A 12,831-nucleotide genomic window follows, 5' to 3' on the forward strand; every position below is an offset into this window, starting at 1 on the left:
TCGTTCCGCCGCATCTCCGCTATGGAACGGTCGATCATAACCAGAGTTGGCCATCACCAACAGGGAGGCCGGAATGGCAAAGAAGGCGAAGAAGCAGACCGCGCGCGGTCGCAAGCAGGACCGTGCGCGCGTCGCCGGCGGGCAGGATTACGAGGTGCGCTATGAGGCGAGGAAAACCGGCAAGTCGGCCGCATCGGTGAAGAAAGCCGTCAAGAAGGTCGGCACCAGCCGCAAGCGAGTTGAGCGCCGGCCCGGGTCGGCGATGAAAAAGTCGTTAGGAACGGCACCTTCGAAGCATCGTTAGCAATGTGCCGCCCACGGCAGAGCGGCATGGACGAGTGGAGCGTGCCCCGGCTCTTGCCCCCGAAGACCCGGGGCACATTCGCGATCATCTCCCTTGGGATCGTCACCTGTAGACCGGATAAAGCACAGCTTTTTCCGCGAAGATTCACACGGGATATTTTCGGAACCGGAGATCGCTTAGATGATCCGAGCAGCAGGGCTTGTAATTTTCATTTCGCATTTTTTCAGCCCTAGACCGACGACCGCTGCTACTCGGTGGACAGCGTTTCGGCGACTTGGCCCCAGCATGATCCGGATGCTGGGGCCTTTTCTAGGTAGGAACGAAGCGCTTGCGCTTGCATTGGTCGCCCTGTTCGGTGCCGCACCGCTACCGGCACGAGACGCCCAGCTACATCCTGACCCCAGCGTCAAGGCTGGGGTCCTTTCTTATTACGCTGTCCAGTCAGGACACTTGCTGCGACAACTAAGGCACCCGATCGCCGGGGAGAAGGAGTAGCAATTCCTGACACCGGTGTTAGCGTTGGAAACCTCGGGTCACGCCCCGATTCATCGAAGGACAACTGGCCTCGGCACCGGCCTCCAGGCCCCCAGAGGTGCTGGGGCCTTTTTCTTGGAGTGCCCATCGGCGGCCGACACCGGGATTCTACGGAGTCAACCTGTGGACCATTCGGCGCTAATTTATTCGCTGCCGGGGCTAGATTTCATTCCGCAGCAATTTTCAGATTTCCGGTAAGGGGCCGTCACGCGAAACGGCCCCTTTTCATTTCTGCAGCCAGGAAAAAGCTGCAACTTTTTCAGCCAGATTACGCGGGGTTGTTTCGGGTGAGCCGGCCGCGGCCTCAGCCGGGCTGGCCTTTGGTCTTGGGCGACGGCAATCCCATCTCCTGCGCTCGCTTACTCGCGAGCTCGTAGTATGCCTCCGCCTGTCCTTCAAGATCAGCCTTGAGCTTGGGATCACTTTCATGCGTAGCCATCCGCTCGAACTGGTGAGCCCGCTCCAGGTACTCAGCAATCATCTTCATCTAACGGCGTCCTAGGGACCCGCAAACACTACGCTCCCTCAAGGAACGAACGCGAAGCGGGCTCGTTTATCGCGCACGTTCCGATGCTGTTACCTCACGTCCTACCGATGGCATTTGAACGTCCGAAGTGGCCCCGGCTGACACCTCGCTGGGGCCGCCTTCCTTGTCCGCTGACTTGTTACGGCCCGTCTCTAGCCCGGTGCTTAGTCGGCGCAACCTGGCTCGTGCCCGCTTGGCGGGAGTATCCAAGTGCTCGCCCACGGTCCTTTTCTTCGCCATATCTGCTTTCCTCCTGCGGGAAAGGCTCCTGCGTCTTGCGGCCGAGGAAGGTGTCAGGCTTAGGCAGCTTTAGCAATTCGACCGCCCGCGCGATGATCTCGCGGATGAACGTACTCAGGGCCGTGCTCCCTGGCTTTGCAGGCGGGAGCGCGCTCGGTCTCTCAGCCACCGACGCCTACGGACAGAGCCTCGGCCGGTGATGGCGATACAACGCACCAAGATAACATAGGAGCGTTGTTCCTTAAGGGCTGGAACTTTCATCTACGGAACTTCAAAGTGAGGCACTAGCCGAAAATGACGAAATATCCGACACCTGAGGGGCGGCCTTACTCTTTCGGTTCGGGATGAAGCTCGCGCTTCTGCGCGTCATGGTTTGCGAGTATCAGCGCTATGGCATCGAGGGACTGCTGGTCAGTGATTTGTCTGGCGAGCACCGTATAACGCGCGCCGCGCTGGTCTAGAAGGGCGGGAGCGCGATCGGTCTCTCAGCCGCCAGTGCCTTTGGCGCGCCGGTGATCCGCAACAACTAAGTAACGTAGGTTAGGTTTCGGAATTTATAGAATTTTTAATCGCTGGGAGTGCCGTCGGCTGAGGCGGTCTCGTTCCTTGTTATCTCGATATGCCTTGCTTTCTATACGGGCACTCGCGCTGTCGCAAACCGACAGCCGTAGTTACGCAAATGATGTTATTCGCGCCGAGGTGTCGAGGCAATTACGACCTTTCCCTTCGGGGTGATTATGAGGCTGTGCCCATTAGGGCAAGAGAGATCGGATATCGCGCCGGACGCGAAGGGAGCTGTCGCTGCGGAAAGCATCAGCGCGAGCTCACCGCATATCGGACACAGACACTTTTTGTTTGTAGGCGGTGTTGGAGACGCCATCGGTACTAACGCCGCTGCGTCCGAAATGGTTTGTCGCCAGCGGCGTCATTAGATACGGGAAGCGCGGATAAGTTCAACCTATGGAACCGGCCTACATGACCGCTGGCCATAATGCCCTCCGCGGATCAGGTCCCGGTCAAAAGCACGCATTCGAAGATGCCGTGGCCCAAGTGGGTTGTCCTGATCGCCGGATCGACCGGCGCTGCATTACGTGCTGTTCGCCCTCCCAACCGTTACGTTACACCGGATGTCCGGCGCGATGAGTTACGCCACGAGCGCGATGGGCTCCCTGTAGCGCTCGCCCCTGGCCATCATGTCGGCACGAACCGCATGTTGGGTCTCGTGACCGCCTCACAAATCGCCTCCGCGTCGGTGCTGTCGTTCTTCTGCCGCTTGACGTAGGGCTTCACATAGGCCGGAGGCATCAATCGCACCGTATGCCCCAACGCCTGCAGCTCGCGGGACCAATGGTGCGATGATGCGCAAGCCTCGATCCCCACCAGGCATGGCGGCAGCTTCTGGGAAAACGCCAGAACGTTCCCGCGCCTCAACTGACGGCGTATGACCACCTGGCCGGCTGTATCAACGCCGTGCACTTAGAAGACCGACTTCGCGATATCCAGACCGATCGTCGAAATTGACTGCATAGGCTGCTCCTCCGAATCGTGGGAGCCTCAAACGGCGCCCACTCCTTGGCACTGTCGTGCCCGTGGAGGAGCCGTCCACAGCATCAAGAGCTGACTTGCGAGAAGTGGCAGCAAAGCGGACATCGGCCGACGAGTTGGCTTCAGCGATGGGGCAGGAGCGGGCCTCCATTTTCCTCTACCCCCGAAGTTCCCTCTGCGGGCCGGATTTTCTTGGTTTCGTTTGCAGGTGACGGAAAGCCGATCCGCGCGGGCTTGTAGGCGCTCCTCATCCGCGAGACATTCTGTCGCAGAACCATTCGTTTTGCCGGAGGACTAACCTCTAGGCGGAAATCTGCCGTTCGCAATGTCGAACGGCTGCAGCGGGGTGATTCGGCGCCGCTTCGGTTGCAATAGCCGTGGGCGTGGCCGCCCTTTCTGCTGATCCGTCCAAGCGTATGAGAGCTGACTGCCGAAACACTGACCGCTAGTCACGGAGGAGATGCCATGGCGGAGATCCGGCTGGCCTCGCTATTGGGCGGGGCGATTACCCTTGAAAGCGATGCAATTGCTGCCTTTCGTCAAACCTTGCGAGGCAACGTCTGTCTGGCCGAGGAGCCGGGCTACGATGAAGCACGTACGATCTGGAATGCGATGATCGATCGCCGCCCAGGCGCGGTCGTGCGCTGTAGAGGGGCCGCAGATATCATTCGTGCCGTACGGCTTGCGCGTGAGCACGGCCTCTTGGTCGCCGTGCGCGGCGGCGGCCATAACATCGCGGGCAATGCTGTTTGTGACGGCGGGCTCTTGATCGATCTTTCGCTGATGCGCTCCGTCCGGGTTGATCCATTTCACCGCACCGCGCGCGTGGACCCGGGGGCAACGCTTGGCGACTTCGACAAGGAGGCGCAAGCTTTCGGCCTTGCAACCCCGCTCGGGATCAACTCGACGACCGGCGTTGCGGGATTGACGCTGGGCGGCGGCTTCGGGTGGCTTAGCCGCAAGTTCGGGCTTGCCGCCGACAACCTGATCTCGGCCGACGTGGTGACGGCCGAAGGCGAGCTCGTTCGGGCAAACATCGCCGAGAATACCGATCTGTTCTGGGCGCTGCGCGGAGGCGGAGCCAATTTCGGGGTGGTGAGTTCGTTCGAGTTCCGCCTGCATCCTGTTGGTCCGATGGTTCTGGCCGGACTCATCGTCCATCCCTTTGCGCGGGCGAAGGAGCTGCTCGCGGGCTATCGCGACGTCGCCGCCAAGGCGCCCGACGAATTGACGGTGTGGGTGGTGCTCAGACAGGCGCCGCCGCTGCCATTCTTGCCCGTCGAGGTTCACGGCAAGGAGATCGTCGCGTTCGCCGTCTGCTATGTGGGAGATGAGAACGAGGGCAAGCGTGCGTTGGAGCCGTTGCGCGCGCTCGGAGAGCCGATCGTAGACGTGATCGGCATGCAGCCCTTTGCGGCTTGGCAGACCGCGTTTGACCCAATGCTCACGCCCGGCGCCTATAATTACTGGAAGTCGCACAATTTCGTTGAACTCAACGACGGTCTTCTCGACACGCTGGCGAGCCATACGACAAGCCTGCCGACCGCGGAGTGCGAGATTTTCATCGGTCAGCTTGGTGGCGCCACCAGTCGCATGGCCATCGACGCCACGGCGTTCCCCCACCGCGATGCGAAGTTTGTCATGAATGTTCACACGCGTTGGCGCGATCCGGCGGATGAGCAACGTTCGATCGCTTGGGCGCGCAGGCTCTTTACTGAGACCGCGCCTCACGCAACCGGCGGCGTCTACGTCAACTTCATGCCGGCGGACGAGACCGATCGCGTAGCCGGCGCCTACGGCCCGAACTACGCTCGTCTTGCCGCGCTGAAGGCCAAGTACGATCCCGGCAACCTATTCCGGCTAAATCAGAACGTCAGGCCGTCCGCCGCACAGCGACCGGCCGCCTGACAAGAGGAGGACGGGATCCGTAATCGAGGGGGCCACGGAGACGAAGTTGGACATCGGAGAATGGCTGCGCAGCCTGGGCCTGCAATCCTATGAGCAGACGTTCCGCGACAACGGAATTGACCTTGAGATCCTGCCCCACCTGACGGTTGAAGATCTCAAGGAAATTGGAGTCCAGGCCGTCGGCCACCGGCGGAAGCTTCTCGATGCAATCGGCCTGCTACCAGCGGACCTGGCGGCGGCACGGCCCGTCGCGTCGGTGGAGCGCCGACAGCTCACGCTCATGTTTGTCGACCTCGTCGGCTCGACCGATCTCAGCCGCCGTCTCGATCCCGAGGAGCTGCGCGAGGTGATGCGGGCCTACTCGAACACGGTGGCGGGAGAGATTGCGCGACTGGAGGGCCACGTCGCGAAGTTTCTGGGAGACGGAGTGCAGGCCTATTTCGGCTGGCCGCGCGCAAGCGAAGATGCGGCAGAGCAAGCTGTCCGGGCGGGACTTGCGGTCGCAACAGCGGTCAGCGGCATGTCGTCAGGCGCAGGAGGCCTGCTGGCAGCACGCGTCGGCATCGCCACGGGGCTTGTCGTGGTGGGTGATCTGCTCGGGGAAGGTGCTGCGAAGGAGGAAGCGGTCACTGGGGAGACGCCAAATCTCGCGGCCCGCCTGCAGCAGGTTGCGGACCCTGGTACGGTCGTTATCGCCGACAGCACGCGCCGCCTGGTCGGCGATCTCTTCGAATTCGTCGAGCTCGGTTCCCTTCGGCTCAAGGGCTTTGCCGAACCGGTGCAAGCCTGGCAGGTCATCGGCGAAGGCCGGGCAGAGAGCAGGTTCGAGGCTTTGCACGGAGCCCACGTCACGCCACTCGTCGGGCGCAGCGAGGAGCTGGATTTGACGCTGTCGCGGTGGCGGCTTGCCAAGGGACAGGCTGGACAGGTCGTCCTGATTTTTGGCGAACCGGGAATCGGAAAATCAAGGTTGGTGCTCGCGCTGCGCGAACGGCTACAGGCCGAACAGATCACGCTCGTTAGCTACACCTGTTCGCCGCATCACCTGAACAGCCCGCTTTTTCCCTTCATCTCGCAGCTCGAGCGGGAGGCGCGGTTCGCACCTGAGGATGCCGCGGAAACACGGCTCAAGCGCCTCGAACTCCTCCTTGGCGAAAACGGCGAAGGGCTGTCTAGCGATGCAATCCAGCTTGTTGCCGATCTGCTCTGCATTCCAACCGAGAGGCCGAGCACCCAGCCAGAGATGTCGCCGCAGCAAAGGAAGGCGCTCCTGTTCCGCACATTCCTGGCCAGGCTCGATCGACTTGCCGCTCGTGGCCCGGTGCTGATGGTGCTTGAAGACGCGCACTGGCTCGATCCCACCTCGCGCGAGCTGTTCGACCAGATCGTGGATCGTCTTCAGGACCTGCCAGTGCTGGTCGTTGCCACATTCCGCCCGGAAATCCCACCGCCATGGACCGGGTTTCCGCACGTTACCTTGCTCATGCTAAATCGCCTGCCACAGGAGCAGGTGATTGTACTCGTCGACCGGATCACCGAAGGCAAAGCGCTTCCCGCCGAGGTCCTCGACCAGATTCTGGTGCGGACTGAGGGTGTGCCGCTCTTTATCGAGGAGCTCACTAAGGCCGTTCTTGAAGCCGGGATCCTCCGCTACACCGGCGCTCGCTACGTGCTCGCCGGAGCATTCCCGTCCTTGGCGATCCCGGCGACGCTGCACGATTCGTTGATGGCGCGGCTTGACCGTCTTGCCCCAGTCAAGGAGGTCGCCCAGATCGGAGCCTGCATCGGCCGTGAGTTCGATCACGAGTTGCTTGCTGCGGTCGTGTCGATGCCCGGTGGGGAGCTCGCCGCGGCGCTTGACCGCCTGGTAGCGGCAGAACTCGTTTTCCGGCGCGGCCTCGCGCCTGCCGCAATCTATGTCTTTAAGCACGCCCTGGTGCGCGATGCCGCCTACGAAAGCCTGCTCAAGCGGCGCCGCCAGGAGCTGCACGCGCGGATTGCCACATCGATCGAAGCGCTCTTTCCGCAACTTGTCGAAGCACAGCCGGAGCTCGTCGCCCGTCACTTTGGCGAGGCGGGATTGGCCGAGAAGGCCATTCCATACTGGCTGAGTGCCGGCCGCCTCGCAGCCGCCCGATCGGCGAATATGGAGGCAATTGCCCATCTGAGATCAGGGCTCGAGTGCGCCCAAGCACTTCCTCCTGGAGCACCTCGCTCGCGCTTCGAGCTTGCCCTGCAGCTTGGGCTTGGCGGCCCGCTGATTGCAACAAAAGGATTTGCTTCACGCGAGGCAGAAGCGGCGTTCCAGCGCGCACAGGAACTCAGCCGGGAGCTGCAGAGCGAGGCTGATCTCTCCGCCGCATTGAAGGGGCTCGGCCACGTCTATCACGTGCGCGCCAACTTGCGCGAGGTCACAAGCCTCGTCGAGGAGACGGAGACGCTCGCGAAACGAAGCGGTGATCCCGTGCGTCAAGCCGAAGCCGATCATCTTGCGGGCGTGCTCTCATTCCACCTCGGTCAGTTTCAATTCTCGCGCGACCGTCTCGAGCGAAGCGCACAAGCCGGCGAATACCGCGGCCGCTATTATTCCGAGGTCTACGGAATTGATATGAGCGTATTCTGCCGCGCCTACATGAGCCATTGTGACTGGCATCTCGGCTATCCCGTTCGCAGCCTTGGGATTGCCGAGAGAGGGCTCGCCGTCGCGCGTGAGATTTCACATCCGTTCAGCATCGCGCTCGCGCTCAACTATCTGGCGATGCTATATCAATTCCGGCAAGAGCCCGATGCCGCACTGAAAGCCGCTGCAGAGTCGCGCGACATATGCGCCGAGTACCGCTTCGACTACTATGGCGCATGGGCCAGCCTCGTTCGCGCCTGGGCGATCGCTGAATCCGGCAGGCTTGAGGAAGGTCTTGCGGACTTTGATGCCGGGCTTGAGGATTTCCGGCGTACAAGTGCGGGGCTACGTATTCCGCACCATCTTGGCTTGCTCGCGGCACTTCATCGCAAGGCTGGAAAGGCCATGGCCGGGCTTCGAGTCGTCGACGAAGCGATCGCAATTGCGGACGCAAGTCTCGAGACCTGGTGCGCCGTCGAGCTTCACCGGGAGCGGGGTGAACTGCTGTTGCTGGCAGTCGGGAAGCAGGCGGAAAATCAGGCGGACGCGGAGTTCGAGGTTGCGATCAATATCGCCGCTGCTCAGGGAGCAAATTTGCCCGGGCTTCGCGCAAGCATTGCGCGCGCCAGGCTCCAAGCGTCACGCGGCATGCGGCGAGAGGCGCGCGACGCTCTCATGCCGATCTACAGCTTGTTCAGCGAGGGCTTGGAAACGCACGATCTCGTGGAAGCTCGCAAGGTGCTGGCAGACTTGTGACGAAGTTACCGCAATAACCGCGCGATCTAGGTTCCGGACAAGACAGAGCTCTCGCAAGTTTGGCTTTGGGGTCGAAGTGCTACCTGGCCGAACCGGCCGGTTGTGGCATAAAGCGTATGTCCTGCCGACATGCCACTTCTGCTATGGGTCAATCGCGTCGTTTTGAGCCTCCGCCGACTACTTCAGGTCTTCCACCAGAAGCAGACCTTTTTTGAGCCCGCCTGCATGTCTCAAACGGGCCAGCAACCGACACGGACAGCGGATTATTACGGCCACGGGTGTGAGTGCGTCTCAGATTTTATAGGCTTGGCGAAGAAACAACTTCCATTGCCCACTTTCCCTCCGCCAAACCATTACAACTCCATCCTTGATGGATATTTGTTTGCTGCCATCTACCTCATAGGTGCCTGCCAATGTCATACGGCTAATGGCCAGATCGCCAGCCGTCTTTGTCCTCGAATCTAGGAAGTCCAGAGATATCCAACGCCATTTGGGGCTCATTGCACCAGCGACGAACGCGGCCTTGTCGTCGATCTTCCCGGACGAGTGACCATAGGAAAGATGATCGTCACACAAGTTCTCTAACTGCATTTTGTTCTTCGTCTGCTTGGCCGTTCGGAGAGATTCGATAAGCTGGGCTAAATCACCGTCATCCCCCGCTTTAGCCACCGTATTAGCGAGCGTGGTGGCGCAGAGCAGGATCATAGCGCGCCGATCGAACTTCGTCTGACTTCCTCCTCCAACCTAAAGTAGGCAGGTACGCAGGCGGCACCTGAGGTCCGGCCCCGAAGCTATTTCGGATTGCGCGGAAACGGGATGAACCCGTCCTGGTTCGGCATTCTCACCTTGGGCAGCGACTGCGCGTCGATCACATCGTTCGATCCGACGATCCCGTTGAGATTGAGGATGTAGGCCGATACCGCGTAGAGCTCGTCCGCGGTGAGCGATTTCGACTCCTGGAATGGCATTGCGCGACGGGTGTAGTCGAACAGCGTCGTTGCATAGGGCCAGTAACTTCCTACAGTCTTTATCGGTGTTTTGTCCGGCGTTAGTGTGCCCATGCCGCCGACGAGCGCTCCAGCGAGCGCGACGCTGGGGCTGATTCCCCTCTCGCCGTGACAGGCCTGGCACTTCGCGACATAAATGGCCTCACCCTCAATTGCTGTGCCGCGACCAGGCGGCAGACCTACGCCATCCGGTCCGATGCTGATGTCCCATGCTGCGATGTCCGCCGGCGCGATCGGTTGCCCGAACCGCGGGGCTTGGGCAAAAGCTACCGGCGCGATCGCCAATGAGCAGACTGCTATGCATTTAGGCGTAAACATTGCTGACCTCCCCAAACTCGTCGATGCGCCAACTTGCGATGGCATTGTAGTGGTAGACACCACGCAAGCCGCGCTCGGCCGCGAACTGCGCGCGTTGGCTGCACCATGCCGGTATCGTCGATGGCGCGACTCTGCAGTACGGCGGGACCGCCATCCCATTGCCAGGGTGCGCGGAAGCGCACGGGCGCCTTTGCCAGGAGCGGGCCCTGCAAGGCTCAGGAAACGCGCGGATCATCCAAACGACGGATAAGCACGCGCAATTGCGTCCGATTCATTTCAGGGAACCGAACATCAACATCGGCTCGGGGCAATGAAGGGCGCCCTCCGCAGCGTCGTGGCCATGTCCGTCAGCCGGCCTGCAAGGCCAAGCACCCGCGCTGCCGCCGGGCGGCGCAGGCTCTCATAGACGTCGAGCATTGTTTCAGGTCTGTTGCGCCCGACGACGCCCGCCAGAGTTTCTCCGAGCACCACGGCGTCTACCAGGCCGGTGTTCATGCCCTGACCGCCTGCCGGGCTATGAACATGTGCTGCGTCGCCCATCAGTATTAGCCGGCCGCATCGATAGGAATTTGCGAGACGATGATGCAAGCGGAAGCGCGAACTCCAGAGCACGTCAAGCACTGTTGCGTTGCTGGCCTGAGGTCCCCGCGAGTCCATCACGGCTTGAACGTCTGACTTCGACAGGTGCTCCGGCGCATTATCCATAGTTGCGACCACTCGGTAGGATCCACCCGGCAACGGAGCGACGACAACCAAGCCGGCGGGCGAGAAGAACAGGGATACTTCGTGTTGGCCCAAGGGCCAGTTCAGTCGAACGTCAGCTAGCACGAAGGAGTCTTCGTAGGTGCCACCGTCGAAGCCGATGCCGGTCGCCTGACGTACGACGCTATTCATGCCGTCGGCACCGACCACGTAGCGAGCTGAGATCACCTGTTCGCCGTCGGGGCCGTTCACCGTGACACGAGCGCCGGCGCTGTCCTGCTCGGCGCAAGTTGCTGTGACGCGACGATGAATGACGCCGCCGAGTGTTGTGATACGAGACGCGAGGACCTGCTCAGTTATGTTTTGCGGCAGCATTAGTAGATATGGATGCCCGGAGGGCAGGGCGTCGAAACGCAGTCGCAGAAGCGCTTTGTCGCGGTCGCGCACCGTGAAATTGTTGACCTTAAGGCCCCGTGCGACCAACTCGTCACTCACGCCCAGGGCGGCGAGCGAATCAAGCGTCTGCGCGTGGATGACGCCCGCCCGCGACGTGTTCTGCCCCTCGCTCAGGCGGTCAATCAAAATATGGTCGACGCCCGCCTGATGGAGTGCAATCGACAGCGCCAACCCAGTTGGGCCAGCACCCACGATCAGAACCTCAGTTTGAGTTTTCATGGCAAAACCTCTTTTGTCAACGCTTGTTGACATTTGAGGCGGTGAGTTGAATTTGTCAACGTTTGTTGGCATATTCGCTCGATGAAGGCGAAAAACGCAGTAAAATCAATCAAGTCAGACCGGACCCGGGCACAGATACTGGCTGCGGCGCAGGCTCTATTTTCCGAGCGTGGCTACGACAACACCACGATCCGCGACGTCGCGGCCCGTGCGTTGATCGATCCTGCGATGGTCATGCGCTACTTCCGGACGAAGGACGAATTGTTCGGGCGAGCGGCCGCCATCGATCTTCGCCTGCCGGCGTTGAAAACGAGCGAAGCGGACAAGATCGGGGAGACGCTGATCCGTCACTTCCTCGATTTGTGGGAAGGGTCCGGCAGGGGCATGACGATCATGCTGCGCTCTGCAACATCCAACGAATTCGCCGCCGAAAAAGTGCGCGAAGTGTTCGCGAAACAGGTCGGGCCGCTGATCGCGTCCGTCGGACGCGAGTCTACGGCGCCGCGGCGCGCCGGCCTAATCAGCAGCCAGCTTTTGGGATTGGCGCTGTGCCGCTACATTCTCAAGCTACCCCCCGTCGTTTCTCTCTCGCGGGAGGACCTCGTCGCACACGTCGGCCCGGTACTGCAACGTTACGCGATGGACGAGGTTTAGGCTGCATGAGCGTGAACCGGCGCGAGCACCAACGTCGTCAATTACGAGCCGCTCGAAAGCGGCTAGCCCGATCGGGTCCAGCGCGTCGAAATACGAACATCCCATACGGCCCGGTCCCTGCAATGGGCGTCGAGCCGGGTCAGGCGGCCCTGTCATCCGCGCGCTCGCGATCGGTCTGTCGCTGACGGGTATCGTGGTCCTGGCGCACCGGTGACGTGGTCCCGGATTCGCGCTAGGAGCAATGCTCGAACGGGCTCTGCGGATTTGGACAGGTTATTCGACGAGGCGAACTATTGGCTGCGACCTTTGCGGAGCCATTACTGTTCTCATCCCAGAGCGCGCAACGAAATCGCAATGAATTGGGTGAAACGACCGTGCACGAAGCGGGACGGAAGCACGTGCTGCATCAAGAAAAATCAACAACTTAGAAGATGCTCACTGCGTTCGGGACGCAGGGCATCCGCGCGAGGTGCCACGGAGGAAATTCGTTGGCCGTAGAAACTGGCCGGTCGGATCAGCGATCGAGCGCCGGGTTGTGCAACGAGGTAGCTATAGGGGCGGTAAAGCGCGGAAAGAGGAGGACGGAAGTTGAACCCGCGCGGTATCGCCAGAGGCCGGCCCGCACCACGCCTAGCACCCCGCATCTGAATGGAGGACCCGTTTCCGCCGACGAGAGCACCTGCCGTTTCAGGCCACCTTGGAAGCGATCGATGGCCGCAGCGAAGAAGGGAGCGTTGGAGGCGCTGCGGAAGGTCGCCCCCGCGGCCAGCGCGCCGTCGTAGCCTGCGAACTGCCAAAGCAGGCTCGTGCAGCAACCCGGGTGGCCGGCCTCGGTTGAACGGCATGACCGGAAGAGTTCTCTACGAAAGCGCCAACGGCGATGTCTGGCGGCTAGTCCGCCATCCGCATTCCGGACGCCCGGCGGTTGACCATCAGCCGAGCGCCAGCTCAGGCGGACGGCGTCCATCACCGAGGTCGGACAATTCCTGCGGCCTTCCGTCATGGAACCCGAAAAGATGGCTAGGGAAGGCCGTGATGCGGT

General features: G+C 61.2%; 8 protein-coding genes and 1 pseudogene. 4 read left to right on the plus strand and 5 right to left on the minus strand.

What is annotated here, in order from left to right:
* Positions 1 to 73: 73 nt before the first annotated feature.
* Complete coding sequence (locus QJT82_RS20625) at positions 74 to 304, plus strand: DUF3606 domain-containing protein (RefSeq protein ID WP_051448012.1); 231 nt, start codon at positions 74 to 76, stop codon at positions 302 to 304.
* A gap of 838 nt (positions 305 to 1,142) precedes the next feature.
* Here QJT82_RS20625 and QJT82_RS20630 read toward each other — a convergent pair.
* Together QJT82_RS20630 and QJT82_RS20635 are read right to left on the minus strand one after the other, a co-directional pair.
* Complete coding sequence (locus QJT82_RS20630) at positions 1,143 to 1,325, minus strand: hypothetical protein (protein ID WP_028342758.1); 183 nt, start codon at positions 1,323 to 1,325, stop codon at positions 1,143 to 1,145.
* 1,476 nt (positions 1,326 to 2,801) lie between these two features.
* A pseudogene (locus QJT82_RS20635) lies at positions 2,802 to 3,080 on the minus strand (IS110 family transposase); the annotation flags it as partial.
* Positions 3,081 to 3,614: 534 nt separating this feature from the next.
* Here QJT82_RS20635 and QJT82_RS20640 point away from each other — a divergent pair.
* Entirely contained in the window at positions 3,615 to 5,057 is a 1,443-nt protein-coding gene (locus tag QJT82_RS20640) for an FAD-binding oxidoreductase (protein WP_035632300.1), read from the plus strand.
* 46 nt (positions 5,058 to 5,103) lie between these two features.
* Complete coding sequence (locus tag QJT82_RS20645; RefSeq protein WP_028342760.1) at positions 5,104 to 8,433, plus strand: adenylate/guanylate cyclase domain-containing protein; 3,330 nt, start codon at positions 5,104 to 5,106, stop codon at positions 8,431 to 8,433.
* Positions 8,434 to 8,724: 291 nt separating this feature from the next.
* Here QJT82_RS20645 and QJT82_RS20650 read toward each other — a convergent pair whose 3' ends face one another.
* The 3 genes from QJT82_RS20650 to QJT82_RS20665 form a co-directional block, all read right to left on the minus strand.
* Positions 8,725 to 9,138, minus strand: a complete 414-nt coding sequence (locus tag QJT82_RS20650; RefSeq protein ID WP_028342761.1) for a nuclear transport factor 2 family protein — start codon at positions 9,136 to 9,138, stop codon at positions 8,725 to 8,727.
* Between the two features lie 86 nt (positions 9,139 to 9,224).
* Positions 9,225 to 9,725, minus strand: a complete 501-nt coding sequence (locus QJT82_RS20655; protein ID WP_245288818.1) for a cytochrome c — start codon at positions 9,723 to 9,725, stop codon at positions 9,225 to 9,227.
* Positions 9,726 to 10,049: 324 nt separating this feature from the next.
* The gene (locus tag QJT82_RS20665) at positions 10,050 to 11,135 is read right to left on the minus strand and encodes an FAD-dependent monooxygenase (RefSeq protein WP_051448009.1); all 1,086 of its coding nucleotides are present in this window, start codon (positions 11,133 to 11,135) and stop codon (positions 10,050 to 10,052) included.
* A gap of 81 nt (positions 11,136 to 11,216) precedes the next feature.
* Between QJT82_RS20665 and QJT82_RS20670 the strand changes: the two genes are divergently transcribed.
* A complete protein-coding gene (locus QJT82_RS20670; protein ID WP_028342762.1) occupies positions 11,217 to 11,789 on the plus strand; it encodes a TetR family transcriptional regulator in 573 nt (190 codons plus the stop codon).
* The last annotated feature ends 1,042 nt before the right edge of the window (positions 11,790 to 12,831 follow it).

The organism is Bradyrhizobium sp. Mp19, from assembly GCF_029952935.1.
In the GTDB taxonomy this organism is placed as follows: Bacteria; Pseudomonadota; Alphaproteobacteria; order Rhizobiales; family Xanthobacteraceae; genus Bradyrhizobium; species Bradyrhizobium elkanii.